The sequence below is a fragment of the Serratia silvae genome, from assembly GCF_023282985.1.
GTDB classification, from domain to species: Bacteria; Pseudomonadota; Gammaproteobacteria; order Enterobacterales; family Enterobacteriaceae; genus Chania; species Chania silvae.
Window position 1 is genome coordinate 1 of sequence record NZ_JAGQDC010000035.1, and the last position, 18,008, is coordinate 18,008.

Below are 18,008 nucleotides of genomic sequence, written 5' to 3' on the forward strand. Positions count from 1 at the left end.
CAAAAAGTGTGCGTGTTGCCTGATAGCTCGTCAATTCGGGAAAGCTTTTGTCTCAATCCGATTTATTCAACAAAGCCCAGATAGATGTGAATATTTGTTAATTAGTGATGTATTTATTGATTTGATTTATAATGATAGCACACTTAATATTTATATATTTCATCACTTCTGTATTTTCTATGTAATGGGGGGGGAAGTAGATCTAGGGAGGCTACTGTTATTAAATCCTAATTGGTTCATTTATTCAATGGCATCCCCTATCCTATTTAAAATTCTTTTAAAGTGATACCAAGAGGATTTTACTTGTATTTTATAATATCTGTTGAACGTGCATGAGTATTTAGCTGGGAATTTCTCTTGCTTCTTTAAAATATTATTAATTAATAAATGAGTACAATAGAAGGCTACTCATTCTGATTTCCAATGCCCCAGGCGCACAAAAGAGGTAACAATGGCAATTCTAGTCACCGGCGGAGCCGGCTACATCGGTTCCCACACCGTTCTGGCCTTGCTGGAACGTGGCGAAGAGGTTGTCGTCCTAGACAACCTATCGAACTCATCCGAAGAGTCACTGCATCGTGTGGAGCAGCTAACTGGCAAAGTCGCCATCTTCTACCAAGGCGATATTCAAGATCCGGAGTGTCTGAACCGCATCTTCGATGGCCACCGTATCTCGGCGGTAATCCACTTTGCTGGCCTCAAAGCGGTAGGGGAGTCCACCCACAAACCGTTAGAGTATTATCAGAATAACGTCTCTGGCACCCTAGTGCTCCTGGATGAGATGCGTCGTGCTGGAGTTCATCAGTTTATCTTCAGTTCCTCAGCCACTGTTTATGGGGCTAACTCCCCAGTACCTTATGTTGAAACCACGCCTATTGGTGGTACGACTAGCCCGTACGGCACATCCAAACTGATGGTTGAGCAAATCCTGCAGGACTTCGCCAAGGCAGAGCCGCAGTTCTCGATTATCGCTCTACGTTACTTTAATCCGGTTGGTGCTCATGAGTCTGGCCTAATTGGTGAAGATCCCAATGGCATCCCTAATAACCTGTTGCCTTACATCTCGCAGGTTGCTATCGGCAAGTTGGAGAAGCTGGGTGTTTTCGGCGGTGATTATCCAACTGAAGACGGTACCGGTGTGCGTGACTACATTCACGTGATGGATCTGGCTGAAGGCCACTTGATGGCCATGGATCATCTGAATAAGGTCGAAGGGTTCAAAGCTTATAACCTGGGGGCTGGTGTTGGGTTCTCCGTGCTGGATATGGTGCATGCTTTCGAGAAAGCCTCCGGTGTCGCTATCCCTTATCAGATCTTGCCGCGCCGCGATGGTGATTTGCCAGCCTTCTGGGCCGACGCCAACCTGGCTCGCCAAGAGCTGGGCTGGGAGGTGAGCCGTGGTATCGATGAGATGATGCGTGATACCTGGAACTGGCAGAAGAACAACCCGCAGGGATATGTTATTAAAAAGTAAGAAAATTCTTTGATATTGCGCATTCTTAAAAGCCCATTTATGGGCTTTTTTTTCGCCCTTGCAATGATAAGGTGACTATCTATTTGCAGGCTTTGTTACAGAATTTAGGACTTTCTTCCATCTTAATTAATTGAGATAAAATAAATTTGCTGATAGAGCAGGGAGGAGCTCAATAAACCAACAAACGTCTCCAGATTAAACTGAAAGAGCGGACAATCTACAGGTGTTTTGTCCGCTTAAGTGGTAGCATACGCAGCAAAAATCTCGTTCAATGGGCATAATACGCGTGTGGGTAATGATCGTGTGCCTTGTTGTATGCTTAACTTAGCGTATCGGTTGGATAAAACGTAAAATTTATACTTTATTTTCAGTCTATTGGTAGCTGTTGAGCCAAGGGCGGTAGCGTGCATTTTTGATCTGGCAGTGAGTAAAATGGCTTTTTGATTGTTTTTTGACCTCGCCTCTACGGTCAACCATTATACTTCATTATGTAACAAAGTATGACAGCTTGGGTGAAAATCGGAATAATGGCATAATGACTGCCAAGAGGATTAAGACTGAGTGATGATTTAAGAAAGTGAGTTAAAGACTGCGATTGGCGTATTTTTATTAAGTGATTGTATTACTTGAAGCTTTTTAGCTTAACGTAATAAAGGATAAATAATGTTACTACCCGTAATTATGGCAGGTGGCACTGGCAGTCGTTTATGGCCAATGTCCCGTGAACTCCATCCCAAGCAGTTCCTGCGTTTGCATAGCATCCATTCCATGTTGCAAGAAACGTTAAAGCGGCTTGATGGTGTCGGCGTCAGTGAGCCTGTTGTAATCTGTAACGAAGATCACCGCTTTATGGTTGCTGAACAACTTCGGCAGATCGACATGTTATCGCATAACATCATTCTGGAACCGGTAGGGCGTAACACTGCTCCGGCGATAGCCTTGGCCGCATTGAATGCCATTGCCCAGGGTAACGACCCTATCATGCTGGTGTTGGCGGCCGACCACATTATCAATGATGTCGAAGCATTCCATCGTGCCATTGACCTGGCACTGCCACATGCGGCAGCAAAGAGTCTAGTCACTTTTGGTATTGTCCCCACCGGGCCTGAAACGGGTTACGGTTATATTCAACGTGGGGAATGTAAGAATGGTTCGGTGGCTGCACCTGTCCAACGGTTTGTAGAGAAGCCTGACAGCGAGACGGCACAAAGCTATATCGAGACCGGTGAATACTTCTGGAATAGCGGCATGTTCATGTTTCGTGCCAAGCGCTATCTGGAAGAGCTGGAAAAATTCCGCCCAGATATCCTTGCGGCTTGCCGTGATGCGCTTAATAACACTGAATGCGATAAAAACTTTATCAATGTTGATCGCGATGCGTTTTCTGCCTGCCCGGATGACTCAGTTGACTATGCGGTAATGGAGAAGACTCACGATGCGGTGGTCATTCCCCTGGATGCTGGTTGGAGTGATGTCGGCTCTTGGTCGGCGTTGTGGGAAGTAAGCAAGAAAGACTCGGCGGGTAATGCGCTAACCGGAGATACTTTCCTTTATGACTCCCGTGACTGCTACATCAACACTGACGAGAAGTTGGTCGCTGCTGTAGGTGTAGAAAACCTGGTGATTGTTAACACCAAAGATGCCGTTTTGGTAGTAGATAGATCAAAGGTTCAGGATGTTAAAAAGATTGTTGAACATCTAAAGAAGAACAAGCGTAGTGAATACCGTCGGCATCGTGAGGTGTATCGTCCATGGGGCCGTTGCGACATTTTGGTCGCCGAGAAACGCTTTAACGTCAATCGTATTACTGTGAATCCGGGTGAGGCGTTCTCTTTGCAAATGCATCACCATCGCGCTGAGCATTGGGTCGTGCTTTCCGGCACTGCGAGAGTGACTACTGGCGATAAGACGTTCTTGATTACCGAGAATCAGTCAACATTTATCCCCGTTGCGGTTATCCACCGTTTAGAAAACCCAGGCAACATTCCGTTAGAATTGATTGAGATTCAGTCTGGCTCTTATCTTGGGGATGATGACGTTATCCGCATAAAAGATCACTATGGGCGTTGCTAATTTTTGAGGTTTTAATGAACAGTTTAACATGCTTTAAGGCTTATGATATTCGTGGTCAACTTGGTGAAGAGTTAAACGAAGATATTGCTTACCGTATTGGGCGAGCCTATGGCGAATATTTAAAGCCAAAGCGCATTATCGTGGGTGGCGATGTGCGTTTGACTAGTGAAGCATTAAAATTGGCTTTGGCAAATGGCCTACGTGATGCCGGAGCCGATGTTTTTGACATTGGGTTAAGTGGGACAGAAGAAGTGTACTTTGCCACATTCCATCTCAATATGGATGGTGGGATCGAGGTTACAGCAAGCCACAACCCTATGAACTATAACGGGATGAAGCTGGTGCGTGAGAATGCACAACCGATCAGTGGCGACACAGGCCTGTTTGCGATTAAGGAATTGGCCGAAGTGAATAACTTCGCTCCGGTTGATGAAAGCAAACGTGGCAGCTATCAGCAGATCTCTATTCTGAATGATTATGTAGATCATCTGTTAGGGTACATTGATACCAAGGCGCTAAGCCCAATGAAGTTGGTGATCAACTCAGGGAATGGTGCTGCTGGCCATGTGATCGATGAGATTGAACGGCGTTTCAATCAGGAAAACGTGCCGGTTTCGTTCGTCAAGATCCACAATCAACCGGACGGACAATTCCCGAACGGCATCCCAAATCCGTTACTACCAGAATGCCGGGCAGATACCGCAAAGGCAGTATTGGAGCATCAAGCTGATATGGGGATTGCTTTTGATGGCGATTTCGATCGTTGTTTCCTATTTGATGAAAACGCAACCTTCATTGAAGGCTACTATATCGTTGGTTTATTAGCCGAGGCATTTTTACAAACCAATCCAGGCGCCAAGATTATTCACGACCCGCGGTTGTCATGGAATACCATTGATATTGTCAACCAGGCTGGCGGGGTACCGGTTATGTCTAAGACCGGTCATGCATTTATCAAAGAGCGCATGCGTAAAGAAGATGCCGTTTACGGTGGGGAAATGAGCGCGCATCACTATTTCCGCGACTTCGCCTACTGTGATAGTGGGATGATCCCGTGGTTGTTGGTGGCTGGTTTGCTTTCTACTAAAAGTAAGGCACTGAGTCAGTTGGTTGGTGATCGTATGTTGGCCTACCCTGCGTCAGGCGAGATTAACCGTAAGTTAACAGATGCTTCCCTGAAGATACAGAAAATTAGAGCTATCTATGAGCCAGCGGCACTGAATATTGATTTAACTGATGGCATTAGTATTGAATATCCTGACTGGCGTTTTAATTTACGCACGTCAAATACGGAGCCAGTTGTACGCTTGAACGTAGAATCTAAGGGTGATGTCGTTTTGATGAATAAGAAAACGATGGAAATTTTAAATATCCTTGGTGAGGAATGATTTTGAAAGAATTATTGCTAACTATTTATCGCTATCGAGGGTTTATTGTTGGAAGCGTAAAAAGAGAGTTTCAGATACGTTATAAAATGAGTATGCTAGGAGCAACATGGCTTATTTTACAACCACTCTCGATGATTCTTGTCTATACACTGGTTTTTTCTCAGGTGATGAAAACTCGCCTTCCTGGTGCTAGTGGAGTGTTTGCCTATAGTATTTATCTTTGCGTAGGGATAATTACCTGGGGGCTGTTTGCTGAAATTATTAGTAGAAGTCAAAATATTTTCATCGAAAGCGCCGGACTATTAAAGAAGTTAAGTTTCCCAAGGATATGTCTACCCATTATTGTTGCATTATCGGCAATAATAAATTTCACTATTATATTTTCTCTCTTCCTTGTTTTCTTAATGATTACAGGGAACTTTCATTTTTATTCCATCGTAGAAATAATACCATTATTAGTTATTGAAGTGGCATTTGCTTTAGGATTAGGGGTTGTGCTTGGCGTAGTCAATGTTTTCTTCCGTGATGTAGGTCAGTTTGTCACGGTGTTGCTACAATTTTGGTTTTGGTTTACGCCTATAGTTTATGTATTGAGTGCGTTACCTGTTTGGGCACAAGAGATTTTGAAATATAATCCCATGGCCGTATTGGTTGATAATTTCCAGCAAGTTATCATTCATCAGCAGCCTATAGCATGGGGAAGCGTCTGGCCCGTAATTGTAGCTGCTATTATTCTATGCGGCTTAGGAATGCATCTTTTTAGAAAACATGCTGCTGATATGGTGGATGAGTTATAATGGGACAAATTTCTGTAGAAGGCGTTGGTAAAGCCTATAAAAAGTATTCGTCCCGCTTTGGTCGCTTAATTGAATGGGTTTCACCTTTCAAAGTTGTTAAGCATTCCAAAGTGTGGGTTTTGAATAATATCAATTTCACTGTTCGTCCCGGCGAAGCGGTTGGTATTATTGGTATCAATGGGGCTGGTAAAAGTACGCTATTAAAATTAATAACAGGTACTATCCAGCCTACGGTCGGAAAAATAACACTCAATGGTCGGGTAGCTGCATTACTTGAGTTAGGTATGGGATTCCATCCTGATTTTACAGGCCGGCAGAATGTTTACATGTCTGGGCAACTATTGGGGCTAAACAACAGTGATATAGATAGACTGATGCCTGAGATAGAATCCTTTGCGGAAATTGGTGAATATATTGATCAGCCGGTGAGGGTCTATTCTAGCGGCATGCAGATGCGCTTAGCTTTTAGTGTCGCAACTGCGGTAAGGCCTGATATCTTGATAGTTGATGAAGCTTTATCAGTCGGTGATGCTTACTTTCAGCATAAGAGTTTCGATCGAATACGTAAATTTCGCAGCGAAGGTACAACGCTACTTATTGTCTCACATGATAAAATTGCCATTCAATCGATTTGTGATAGGGCAATTTTGCTTAATGCGGGTAAGGTAGAAAAAGAAGGTGAGCCTGAAATTATCATGGATTATTACAATGCCATGCTTGCTGAAAAATCAGGCTCAGCATTGACGGTAAAACAGGAAATGACGAAGTCAGGTCAAATGCAAACAGTTTCTGGTTCCGGCGATGCTAAAATATCTTCTATTACGTTATGCTCACATGAAGATAAATCTATTGAAATGGTAAGCGTAGGCGATAGCGTAACCTTAAAAATTGTCGTCAAAATTGAGAAAGATATTCCTGAGTTAGTTTTAGGTTATATGATAAAAGACCGACTGGGTCAGCCTATGTTTGGGATTAATACTTATCATCTTGGAAAAACTCTGAAGGATCTGCGTGTAGGTCAAGAGGTTGAATTTGAATTTAAATTTAACATGAATTTAGGTGAGGGGAATTACTCAGTTGCGGTAGCACTCCATGACCGTGATACGCACATTAATAAAAATTACGAATGGCGAGATTTAGCACTCGTATTTAATGTGGTCAATGTTAATAAAAATACATTTGTCGGAGTATCATGGTTACCTGTGGAGGTGAAAATCAATGAAAGATAGTTTCTATAGTTCTTTTGAAAATAAACATCGCGGTAGCCGTGAGTCTATAAAAGAACGCTTAAATGCGTACATGCCATTCGTGCTTCCCTTTAAGGATATTTATCCTGACGATGCTATCATCGATTTAGGGTGTGGCCGTGGCGAATGGCTACAGCTTATGCAGGAACTTGGTTTTGAGGGCAAAGGAATTGATCTTGATGAGGGGATGCTCTCATATTGCCATGATCTAGAGTTAAATGTTGAAAAAGGGGATGTCATTTCATATTTAGAAAATATACCTGACATGTCTGTGCCAATAGTATCTTCATTTCATTTAATCGAGCATATTGGATTCGATAATGTAAAGAGGCTGGTTGAAGAGTCATTTCGAATACTTAAACCAGGTGGCCTGCTTATTATGGAAACGCCCAATCCAGAGAATATAATAGTTTCCACTAATAATTTCTATCTTGATCCTACTCATGTAACGCCGATACCAAGTTTGCTTCTTAGTTTCCTTACTGAACATCAAGGCTTCGAGCGCACTAAAATATTACGCCTTCAAGAGAATAAAGACTTGAACGACAAAGAGGACATACAGTTAATTGATGTTCTTGGCGGTGTCAGTCCTGACTATTGCGTTGTTGCGCAAAAAAAAGGTGATTCTGAAATTTTAAATGCATTAGATACCGCTTTTAGTCAAACTTACGGTATAGGTCTACAAGACTTGTCGACTAAGTATCATAAGTATATTGAAGCATCATTTCTAAAGCGAGATGAAAGAATATCGTCATTAGATGATACTTTGAAGGAGTTGTCTTTATCGAGAAGCGATTTATCTGATGATAAAATAAACCACTTGGAAAGTGAGTTTAATAAGCTATCGGAAAAATTTCTATCGTACGTAGAAAATGAAAACTCCGAGTTGAAAGCCAAAGTATCGGAATTAGAAGGTCAGCTTAGAACTGAACAAAAAAACCATTCAGATACCAAGAACCTGTTGAGTCTTGTTTATTCAAGTACTTCATGGAAGTTAACCTCGCCTGTACGTGCATTATCAAGAGTTTTGAGATGGATCGTCAGACCAACAAAAATGAATGGTTTCAAAAGCCTACCATCAAGAATAATGACTTTCTTTAAACGGAAGTTGGTTTCTCTTGCAAAAAGAGTCATCAGCTTTTTAAATACAAAGCCAAAATTAAAGAGTATACTGCTAGGCTTAATAAATAAATTCGGTCTTTATAGCTTTGCTAAGAGAGTTTATTACAAGTCTAACAGCAGACATGTTTCATATGATATACAGAATCATAACTCAGATTCAGAATCTGAATTATCGCCAAAGGCTAGAGCAATTTATCATGCTTTAAATAAAGCAAGCTTGAACGATGAGTTGAGGAATCGTTAATGCGCATAGTTATAGATATGCAGGGATTGCAAGCGACTAATGGAAAAAGAGGTATTGGGCGTTACACCTCCGACTTAGTTAAACGTATGCTTGAGTTGAAAGAACAGCATGAAGTAATTCTTTTACTTAATGGTCTACTACTGGACAGTATTGATAGTATACGCAGAGAGTTTAGTCGCTACCTGCCAATTGAAAATATACAGGTCTGGTCTGCCATTGGCCCAGTTAGTGCGATAGATAAGAGCAATGATGCACGTCGAGATATCTGTGAGAAAATTAGAGAAGATTTCATAACAAAGCTTTCTCCAGATATATTATTAGTTACCTCTTTGTTTGAGGGTTTGCCAGATGACGCTGTAACAAGCATCGGCAACCTTAACACTAAGGTTCCAACGGCGGTGATTCTTTATGATCTCATCCCTTTTATACATAAAGATATCTATTTAAAAGATGATGTGGTTGAGCAATGGTATCTGGATAAAATAGATCACCTGCGTCGAGCTGACTTGCTACTATCCATCTCTAATTCGTCGCGTGGCGAGGCTATTCGTTATTTGGGGTTCAATGAAAGTAATGTCGTAAATATTTCTACAGCGTGTGATGAAGGCTTCAGAAAAATAACTCAAACCGAAAATGAACGTCTTTCTTTAGTTAATAAGTATAATCTGGATACCCCCTATATTATGTATACGGGTGGGATAGATCATAGGAAAAACATTGAAGGATTGCTTAAAGCCTATTCCTTGTTACCTGTCAGTTTGAGATTAAAACACCAACTGGCCATTATTTGCTCAATACAAGATATTGAACGTGATCGTTTAGCACAGTTATGTAAGTCGTTTGGGCTTAAAAAGCAGGATGTAATCTTTACTGGTTACGTCCCAGAAGCCGATCTGATTGGTCTATATAACAATTGTTATTGTTTTGTATTCCCATCGTGGCATGAAGGGTTTGGTTTGCCAGTATTAGAAGCCATGTGCTGTGGCAAAGCTGTTATTGGTGGGAATCTATCAAGCATACCTGAGGTTATAGGTTGCGAGGAGGCACTCTTTGATCCTTATGATAACCAGCAAATTGCGGCCAAACTCGAGAGATTGTTGGTTGATGAAGATTTTAAAGCCTCGCTCGAGAAACATGCGGAGTCGCAGTCGCTCATTTTCTCTTGGGACATATCTGCCAAACTGGCTTGGGATGCTTTAGAAAAATTCCATGCAAAAAATTTAACGCAGAAATTACCTTGCCTCCCCTTTGTTTCAGCTAATCGCAAACGCTTAGCCTATGTTTCGCCTCTACCTCCAGCAAAAAGTGGTATTGCAGATTACAGCGCAGAGTTAATTTCAGAGCTAAGTCGGCATTATTCTATTGACGTTGTTGTCGATCAGGATGATGCAGTGTCAGAACCTTACATTATTGCCAACTGTAATATAAGAAGTGTTCAGTATTTTGAAGGTCATTCGGCCCAGTATGACCGCATATTATATCACTTTGGAAACTCTGCTTTCCACGGGCATATGTTCCAACTTTTAAACGATTACCCAGGGGTTGTTGTACTCCATGACTTCTTTATTTCAGGTGTCGTTGCACATATAGATGTAGCTACGTCGCAATACCCAGGTGTTTGGAGTCAAGAACTCCATAAGTCTGGTGGTTGGCCTGCGGTATATATGCGATATCATGCTAAAGATACGGCTGATGTTGTGTATAAATACCCTTGTAATATTTCGGTTCTCCAAAATTCCATGGGTGTCATTGTTCATTCTGATTTTTCGAGAAGGTTGGCGTCAAAATTATATGGGCATACAATAGCATCTGATTGGACTTTGATTCCTCATTTACGAGTGCCTGTCTATGATATACCGCGCAAGCTTGCACGAAAAAAATTAGGCATCAGTGAAAATGCATTTTTAGTCTGCAGCTTTGGTTTGCTAGGTCCAACCAAGTTAAATCATAAATTACTTTCTGCATGGATAAACTCCCCGTTATCTGAACATGAAGAATGTCACCTTGTTTTTGTTGGTGAAAACCATAGCGGAACTTATGGCAGTGACTTACAACAGCTGATCAAAAAAAGTAAATGTGGGAAAAGAATCAAGATCACCGGTTGGGCCGAAGTTGAAAGTTATAAGATGTGGTTAGCCGCAGCAGACGTTGGCGTGCAATTACGTACACTTTCCCGTGGCGAGACTTCAGGCACCGTGCTTGATTGCATGAATTATGGTCTGGCTACGATAGTCAATGCTAACGGTTCAATGGCCGATCTTGATGAATTTAGTGTTGTTAAATTGGCTGATGAGTTTTTAGAGTCTGAACTGGTCGATACTCTAACATCACTTTATAACGACGAAAATTATAGAGAAAGACTTAAGGCCGCAGCAATAAGTAAGATCAGAACAGCTCATCATCCAAGAACTTGTGCTGAAGAGTATAAAACTGCAATAGAGTCGTTCTATGGTGAATCCCATCATAGTGCCCAAAAACTGATCGGGCGTATAGTTAGAGATGCAGAGCATGACATTTCTGCTGAGTACTTAAGGCTTTCAACGGCTATTGCAAAAAATTACGAGCCTGAGCCACGGAAAAAACAGTTATTCGTCGATGTTTCCGAGCTTGTTCAAAGGGATGCCAAAAGTGGTATACAACGGGTCGTAAGGGCTGTACTTAATCAATTATTGCATAATCCACCAGAAGGATGGATTGTCGAGCCGATATATGCGACAGAAATGTCTACAGGATATCGTTATGCCCGTAAATTCACCTGTCAATTTTTAGATATACCTTCTGATTGGACCGGCGATAGTCCGATAGAAGCTTGGCAGGGAGATGTATTCCTGGGGTTAGATCTCCAGCCGAATATAGTTCAGTCGAAACAGGATTTTTTACGAGAAATGCATCGCCGTGGTGTTAAAGTGCATTTCGTGGTGTATGACCTGTTACCTATACTGGCGCCTGAGTCCTTTTTCCCTGGCGCTAAAGGTACCTATGAAAGTTGGTTGAGTTGCATTACTCAATTCGATGGCGCAATTTGTATTTCTCAAACGGTAGCCAATGAGTTAACCAATTGGGTCTCTACGGCATACCCAAATAGAGTCGATTATTTTGATATCCAATGGTTCCACCTTGGGGCTGACTTGGTCAATTCCGTTCCTTCAAACGGTGAGTTTGTTGACTCGGCAAATGTGCTGGAAAAAATGGCGAGTAGGCCCACCTTTTTGATGGTCAGTACTATCGAGCCTCGCAAGCAGCATACTCAGGTTTTGGATGCTTTCGAAATTTTGTGGAAAAATGGCAAGAATATTAATCTTGTCATCGTAGGTAAGCAAGGATGGATGGTTGAGCAACTGATAGAGAGACTCTCGACCCATAAGGAACTCAATAACCGGCTCTTTTGGTTGTCAGGCGTTAGTGATGAGTATCTCGAACGGGTCTACAGGGCTGCGAACTGTTTGATTTTAGCCAGTAGTGGAGAAGGATTTGGTTTGCCATTGATTGAAGCTGCTCAATATAATGTGCCGATCATTGCGCGTGATATCCCTGTATTTCGTGAGGTTGCTGGTGATAGCGCATTTTATTTTAATGGAATGTCGGCAGGTAGTTTGGCGACTGCAATAGATGAATGGTGCAAGTTGGAAAGCATTGCTGGAGTCCCTGATGTCACAAGTTTAAAATGGCTGACATGGGAGCAAAGCGCAAAGCAACTGCTCAACGTTTTTTTAAAATGAATTTATATTTCTAGATAGTAAGTTTAACTTGTGGTGGACAATAAGATGACTCAAAAAGTAGCCGTAATTACGGGGATCACTGGCCAAGACGGCGCATATCTGGCTGAACTTCTGCTCGATAAAGGTTATGAAGTTCACGGAACCTACCGCCGTACCAGCTCCGTAAACTTCTGGCGTATTGAAGAGCTGGGGGTTGATAAGCACCCGAATCTGCATCTGGTTGAGTATGATCTGACCGATCTGTCTGCCAGCATCCGTTTGTTGCAGCAAACAGGGGCAACGGAGGTTTATAACCTGGCGGCGCAGAGCTTTGTGGGGGTGTCTTTCGAACAGCCTATTACCACAGCGGAAATAACCGGTATTGGCCCGGTTAACCTGCTGGAAGCGATCCGCATTGTTAACACTAAAATCCGTTTCTATCAGGCATCAACCTCTGAAATGTTCGGTTTAGTACAGGCGGTTCCACAGAAGGAAGATACGCCATTCTACCCGCGTAGCCCGTATGGCGTTGCCAAACTGTATGCCCACTGGATGACCATCAACTATCGTGAAAGTTACGGTATCTTTGCGTCAAGCGGCATTCTGTTTAACCATGAGTCGCCGCTGCGTGGTCGTGAGTTTGTTACCCGTAAAATTACTGACTCCGTTGCCAAAATCAAACTGGGCAAACTGGACGTGTTGGAGCTGGGTAACATGGATGCCAAACGCGACTGGGGCTTTGCCAAAGAATATGTCGAAGGCATGTGGCGTATGCTGCAGGCTGAGCAGCCGGATACCTTCGTGCTGGCAACCAACCGTACAGAAACCGTTCGTGACTTCGTTGCCATGGCATTTAAAGCCGCCGGTTATACCCTGCGCTTTGAAGGCAAAGATGAGCAAGAAGTCGGGATTGACGTAGCTAGCGGTAAAACGCTGGTTCGCGTTAACCCGAAATTCTTCCGTCCGGCAGAAGTGGAACTGTTGATCGGTAATCCAGCTCGCGCCAAAGAAATTTTGGGTTGGGAGCCGAAGACCACTCTGGAGCAGCTGTGCCAGATGATGGTGGAGCAGGATCTTGTACGTAATCAGAAAGGGTCTTCCTTCTGATGTTCGGCGCCGGCAAACGTGCCTTGGTTACGGGCATCAATGGGTTTACCGGCCGCTATGTGGCAGCGGAATTATCCGCTGCCGGATATCGGGTTTATGGGCTGGGTTCATTACCTTCGGTTCAGGCGGACTATTTTCAGGTAGACTTGCAAGACGAAGCGGTGTTAGCGGAAGCTATTGGCCAAATTAAGCCAGATGTCGTTATTCATCTTGCTGCCATTGCGTTTGTGGGCCATGGTGATGCGAATGCTTTCTATAACGTAAACCTGCTAGGTACCCGGAACTTACTGCAGGCGCTTTCTGGCAGTGGTCATAAACTGGATGCCGTGTTAATTGCCAGCAGTGCCAATGTTTATGGTAACAGCACTGAAGGTAAACTCGGCGAGGAGTCTCCCGCCAATCCTGCGAATGACTATGCGGTGAGTAAGCTAGCCATGGAGTTTATGGCCAGACTTTGGGTGGATAAACTGCCGATATTCATCACGCGGCCCTTCAATTATACCGGTGTTGGCCAGGCAGATAATTTCTTGTTGCCGAAAATCGTTAAACACTACAAGAGTAAGGCTGCCGTTATCGAGCTCGGCAATATCGACGTTTGGCGTGATTTTACCGATGTCCGCGCCTTGAGCAAGGCCTATGTGGCACTGTTACGGGCCAAGCCTATCGGCGAAACGATCAATGTCTGCTCCGGTCGAACTTATTCTTTACGTGAAGCGGTTGATTTGTGTGAGAAAATCACATCGCACCACCTGGATATCCGCGTAAACCCGGCTTTTGTCCGTCCTAACGAAGTAAAAATACTGTGTGGCGATGCGACAAAACTGCACAGTCTTGTCGGTGATTGGGATACACCTCCGTTGGAGGAAACGTTGCGCTGGATGTTGGAAAACTGACGATGAAAGTCATATTTGGTACTGACCCGATTAAATATCCGTTAACTGGGATTGGCCGATATGCTTATGAGTTAGCCAACTGTTTAACTAAAAGCTCGGAGATATCTGAGCTTTTATTTCTTCAGGGGCGTAGCCTAAGTAAGCAAATACCGCAAGCTAGGGAGGGGGGGGGGCGAACCAAGGTTTTCGTCAAATGGTGCAAAAAAGCAAAGTTGCCTCCGAGCTTTATCGTCTAATAGCACCTTGGCTGAAAACGCAGGCACTTAAAAAACATCCTGATGCCATTTATCATGGTCCAAATTTCTACTTACCGCCTAAAGTTGGACCTAGTGTGGTCACCTTCCACGATCTCTCTGTCTTTATGTGGCCGCAATGCCATCCTCAAGAGCGCGTCCGATTTATGCAGAAAGAACTCCTGCTGACGATGAAACGTGCCGATATCTTGATCACTGACTCAGATTTTACACGGCAAGAGGTGATGGATTATTTTAACTTGCCTGCTAATAAAGTATATGCGGCAAAACTGGCTAGCAGTGGGGAGTTTTACCCGCGCGATCCCGAGTCTATTACTGCTGTAGTATCCCAGTATGGGCTGCAGGCGGGGCGATATTGTTTATTTACCGGGTCGATTGAGCCGCGCAAGAATATTGAAACTTTGCTATCCGCCTACGAACGGTTGCCACTCAACTTAAGAAAGGCTTATCCATTAGCTATCAGCGGCTTTAAAGGCTGGCGTAGTGAGGCTTTGCACGTGCGTTTTGAACAGGCTGAACGCGAAGGGTGGTTATGTTATCTGGGCTACACCAAGTCATCAGATTTACCTTACCTATTCGCTGGCGCCAGGAGCTTCCTATTCCCATCGTTATATGAAGGGTTTGGGTTGCCGGTGCTGGAAGCCATGGCATCGGGTGTGCCGGTGGTGTGTTCCAACAGTTCTTCGTTACCCGAAGTGGTTGGAGAGTGCGCGTTGACCTGCGCCGCTTTGGATGTCGAAACCTTGACGCAGTTAATTCATCAGAGCATTGAAGATGAGACTTGGCGTGAATCTGCCATCACCGGTGGGTTAAGTCGGGCAAAAACCTTCTCTTGGCAGCGTTGTGCTGCAGAGACTATTCACGCATATCAGCAGGTTTAATAGCTTTCATGTTAAAAGTTCTGCATTTTTATAAAACATATTATCCTGATTCCTTTGGCGGCATTGAACAGGTTATCTACCAGTTAAGCGAAGCTGGCATATGTCATGATATCGAATCGACAACGCTGTCGCTAAGCACGCGTGGTGATATTGATAATGAACGCGTCGGCTCGCACTCGGCCTATTACTCAGCAACCAATTTTGAAGTTGCCTCAACACCGTTTTCCATCAGTGCGGTAAAAAAATTCAAACAGTTAGCTGAACAAGCAGACATTATCCATTACCACTTCCCATACCCATTTATGGATATGGTACATTTTATCGCTGGTGTCAAAAAACCGACGATTGTTAGCTATCACTCGGATATAGTGAAGCAAAAATTGGCGTTAAAATTTTATACGCCGTTGATGAACAAATTTTTAGACTCGGTTGATTGTATTGTCGCGGCTTCGCCAAACTATGTGGAAACGAGCGTGACCTTGCAGAAATACCTGCCAAAAGTCAAAGTGATCCCTTATGGTTTGGATAAGAACTCTTATCCCATGGCGGATGAACAGCACCTTGACCACTGGCGACAAAAGGTGGGCGATCGCTTTTTCCTGTTTGTTGGCGCTTTCCGCTACTACAAGGGGCTCCATATTCTGCTTGATGCGGTAACAGGCACCGACTTCCCGTTGGTGATCGTTGGAGCAGGTCCGATTGAGCAAGAGTTGAAACAGCAGGCCGCAGATTTAGGTTTAAAGAATATTCATTTCCTTGGCGCGTTGCCAGATGAAGATAAAGCCGCCTTATTGCAACTTTGCTACAGCGTGGTTTTCCCGTCCCATTTGCGCTCAGAGGCGTTTGGTATCACTTTGCTCGAAGGGGCGATGTTTGGTAAGCCGCTCATTTCCAGTGAGATCGGCACAGGTACAACCTACATCAATCTGGATAAGCAAACCGGCATCGTCGTACCTCCGTCAGATGCTGACGCATTGCGCCAAGCGATGGTGCAACTGTGGAACGATCCGCAGTTGGCAGCCCGTTACGGAGATAATGCTGCAAAGCGTTTCCAGGACCTGTTCACTTCTGCACGTATGGCGGAAAGCTACATTGAGCTATATCAGCAGTTGATCGAGAAGCGCCTGTAAAAACCGCATTGTCTATCCGTGATATGCAATTATGTGACCTATCGCACCAATCACTACCCAGTGAACACAATCCTGAGTTAACATGTTGACCACATCAAAAACCTGTTGGCCAAGAGCCGTGATACAGGTGTCATCCTCAGACAGGAGTTCCTAATGTCCAAACAGCAAATCGGCGTTGTCGGCATGGCGGTGATGGGCCGCAATCTGGCTTTGAACATCGAAAGCCGTGGCTATACCGTTTCTATCTTTAACCGTTCAGGCGACAAGACTGACGAAGTTATTGCAGAGAACCCGGGCAAAAATCTGGTGCCGCACTACACCGTCGAAGAGTTTGTTGCATCGCTGGAAACACCGCGCCGCATTTTGCTGATGGTAAAAGCGGGCGAAGCTACGGACAAGACCATTGCCTCGCTGACTCCGCACCTGGATAAAGGCGATATCCTGATCGACGGTGGTAACACCTACTATCAGGACACTATCCGTCGTAACCGCGAGCTGTCTGCTCAGGGCTTCAACTTTATTGGCACCGGCGTTTCCGGTGGCGAAGAAGGGGCGCTGAAAGGGCCTTCAATCATGCCTGGTGGCCAGAAAGAAGCTTACGAGCTGGTGGCACCAATCCTGAAGAAAATCGCCGCTGTGGCCGAAGGTGAGCCATGCGTAGCCTATATCGGTGCCGACGGTGCTGGCCACTATGTGAAGATGGTGCACAACGGTATCGAATATGGCGACATGCAGCTGATCGCAGAAGCCTACTCCTTGCTGAAGCAGGCGCTGAATCTGAACAACGAGCAGCTGGCTGACACCTTCGCCGAGTGGAACAAGGGCGAACTGAACAGCTACCTGATCGACATCACCAAAGACATCTTCACCAAGAAAGACGAAGAGGGTAAATACCTGGTTGATGTGATCCTGGATGAAGCGGCCAACAAAGGCACCGGCAAATGGACCAGCCAGAGTTCTCTGGATCTGGGCGAGCCACTGTCATTGATCACCGAGTCGGTGTTCGCGCGTTACCTGTCTTCTCTGAAAGACCAGCGCGTAGCGGCTTCCAAAGTCCTGACCGGCCCGAAAGTTGCAGCCTTCAGCGGCGAGAAAGCAGAGTTTGTCGAGAAAGTTCGTCGCGCTCTGTACCTGGGTAAAATCGTTTCCTATGCGCAGGGCTTCTCTCAGTTGAAAGCGGCCTCCAAGGAAAACAACTGGGATCTGAACTACGGCGAAATTGCCAAGATCTTCCGTGCCGGTTGCATCATCCGCGCTCAGTTCCTGCAGAAGATCACCGATGCCTACGCTGAGAATGCCGACATCGCCAACCTGCTGCTGGCACCTTACTTCAAGCAAATCGCCGATGAGTATCAGCAGGCGCTGCGTGATGTGGTTTCCTATGCGGTGCAGAACGGCATCCCAACGCCAACCTTCTCTGCGGCCATCGCGTACTACGACAGCTACCGCTCTGCGGTGCTGCCTGCCAACCTGATCCAGGCGCAGCGTGACTACTTCGGTGCTCACACTTATAAGCGTACCGACAAAGAGGGCGTATTCCATTCCGAATGGATGGAATAACCCCGCACGTTGAACGATAAAAAAAGCCGCCGAGGTTAACGCCCGGCGGCTTTTTTATTACCCGTGACCCGTCCTGAATAGCGTTGACACGTTTTCGACTTAAATCCGGAGAACGTGATAATGACCGAGTTTAAACGCAC

General features: G+C 44.6%; 13 protein-coding genes. All 13 read left to right on the forward strand.

Going from position 1 to position 18,008, the window contains the following annotated elements; all coding sequences use genetic code 11:
* The coding region (locus KAJ71_RS22805; protein WP_248947739.1) for a hypothetical protein at positions 1–286 on the forward strand (286 nt) is incomplete at its 5' end.
* Between the two features lie 165 nt (positions 287–451).
* A complete protein-coding gene (gene galE, locus KAJ71_RS22810) occupies positions 452–1,474 on the forward strand; it encodes a UDP-glucose 4-epimerase GalE (protein WP_248947740.1) in 1,023 nt (340 codons plus the stop codon).
* A gap of 663 nt (positions 1,475–2,137) precedes the next feature.
* Positions 2,138–3,547 (forward strand): mannose-1-phosphate guanylyltransferase/mannose-6-phosphate isomerase, encoded by a 1,410-nt coding sequence (locus KAJ71_RS22815; protein ID WP_248947741.1) that lies wholly within the window; start codon positions 2,138–2,140, stop codon positions 3,545–3,547.
* A 14-nt stretch (positions 3,548–3,561) separates the two neighbouring features.
* Positions 3,562–4,935 carry a phosphomannomutase CpsG gene (cpsG, locus tag KAJ71_RS22820; protein WP_248947742.1) on the forward strand — a complete coding sequence of 458 codons (1,374 nt, stop codon included), beginning with the start codon at positions 3,562–3,564 and terminating at the stop codon, positions 4,933–4,935.
* 2 nt (positions 4,936–4,937) lie between these two features.
* Entirely contained in the window at positions 4,938–5,732 is a 795-nt protein-coding gene (locus KAJ71_RS22825; RefSeq protein WP_248947743.1) for an ABC transporter permease, read from the forward strand.
* On the forward strand, positions 5,732–6,961 hold the full coding sequence (locus KAJ71_RS22830; protein ID WP_248947744.1) for an ABC transporter ATP-binding protein: 1,230 nt from the start codon (positions 5,732–5,734) through the stop codon (positions 6,959–6,961). The genes KAJ71_RS22825 and KAJ71_RS22830 overlap by 1 nt, the downstream gene beginning before the upstream one ends.
* Complete coding sequence (locus KAJ71_RS22835; RefSeq protein ID WP_248947745.1) at positions 6,951–8,345, forward strand: class I SAM-dependent methyltransferase; 1,395 nt, start codon at positions 6,951–6,953, stop codon at positions 8,343–8,345. The genes KAJ71_RS22830 and KAJ71_RS22835 overlap by 11 nt, the downstream gene beginning before the upstream one ends.
* On the forward strand, positions 8,345–12,064 hold the full coding sequence (locus KAJ71_RS22840; RefSeq protein ID WP_248947746.1) for a glycosyltransferase: 3,720 nt from the start codon (positions 8,345–8,347) through the stop codon (positions 12,062–12,064). Before KAJ71_RS22835 ends, KAJ71_RS22840 begins: the two co-directional genes overlap by 1 nt.
* 45 nt (positions 12,065–12,109) lie before the next feature.
* Entirely contained in the window at positions 12,110–13,150 is a 1,041-nt protein-coding gene (gene gmd / locus KAJ71_RS22845; protein ID WP_248947747.1) for a GDP-mannose 4,6-dehydratase, read from the forward strand.
* Positions 13,150–14,043 carry a GDP-mannose 4,6-dehydratase gene (locus KAJ71_RS22850; RefSeq protein ID WP_248947748.1) on the forward strand — a complete coding sequence of 298 codons (894 nt, stop codon included), beginning with the start codon at positions 13,150–13,152 and terminating at the stop codon, positions 14,041–14,043. The genes gmd and KAJ71_RS22850 overlap by 1 nt, the downstream gene beginning before the upstream one ends.
* A gap of 193 nt (positions 14,044–14,236) precedes the next feature.
* Entirely contained in the window at positions 14,237–15,178 is a 942-nt protein-coding gene (locus KAJ71_RS22855) for a glycosyltransferase family 4 protein (RefSeq protein ID WP_311295085.1), read from the forward strand.
* A gap of 8 nt (positions 15,179–15,186) precedes the next feature.
* Positions 15,187–16,308, forward strand: coding sequence for a glycosyltransferase family 4 protein (locus KAJ71_RS22860; RefSeq protein ID WP_248947749.1), 1,122 nt, complete (start codon positions 15,187–15,189; stop codon positions 16,306–16,308).
* A 153-nt stretch (positions 16,309–16,461) separates the two neighbouring features.
* Positions 16,462–17,868, forward strand: a complete 1,407-nt coding sequence (gene gnd, locus KAJ71_RS22865) for an NADP-dependent phosphogluconate dehydrogenase (RefSeq protein ID WP_248947750.1) — start codon at positions 16,462–16,464, stop codon at positions 17,866–17,868.
* Positions 17,869–18,008 lie beyond the last annotated feature (140 nt).

Bases quoted from the DNA above. Each gene is read 5' to 3' on its own strand.
- galE (WP_248947740.1), top strand. From the start codon at position 452: ATGGCAATTCTAGTCACCGGCGGAGCCGGCTACATCGGTTCCCACACC.
- cpsG (WP_248947742.1), top strand. From the start codon at position 3,562: ATGAACAGTTTAACATGCTTTAAGGCTTATGATATTCGTGGTCAACTT.
- gmd (WP_248947747.1), top strand. From the start codon at position 12,110: ATGACTCAAAAAGTAGCCGTAATTACGGGGATCACTGGCCAAGACGGC.
- KAJ71_RS22815 (WP_248947741.1), top strand. From the start codon at position 2,138: ATGTTACTACCCGTAATTATGGCAGGTGGCACTGGCAGTCGTTTATGG.
- KAJ71_RS22830 (WP_248947744.1), top strand. From the start codon at position 5,732: ATGGGACAAATTTCTGTAGAAGGCGTTGGTAAAGCCTATAAAAAGTAT.
- KAJ71_RS22855 (WP_311295085.1), top strand. From the start codon at position 14,237: ATGGTGCAAAAAAGCAAAGTTGCCTCCGAGCTTTATCGTCTAATAGCA.
- KAJ71_RS22840 (WP_248947746.1), top strand. From the start codon at position 8,345: ATGCGCATAGTTATAGATATGCAGGGATTGCAAGCGACTAATGGAAAA.
- gnd (WP_248947750.1), top strand. From the start codon at position 16,462: ATGTCCAAACAGCAAATCGGCGTTGTCGGCATGGCGGTGATGGGCCGC.
- KAJ71_RS22860 (WP_248947749.1), top strand. From the start codon at position 15,187: ATGTTAAAAGTTCTGCATTTTTATAAAACATATTATCCTGATTCCTTT.
- KAJ71_RS22850 (WP_248947748.1), top strand. From the start codon at position 13,150: ATGTTCGGCGCCGGCAAACGTGCCTTGGTTACGGGCATCAATGGGTTT.
- KAJ71_RS22835 (WP_248947745.1), top strand. From the start codon at position 6,951: ATGAAAGATAGTTTCTATAGTTCTTTTGAAAATAAACATCGCGGTAGC.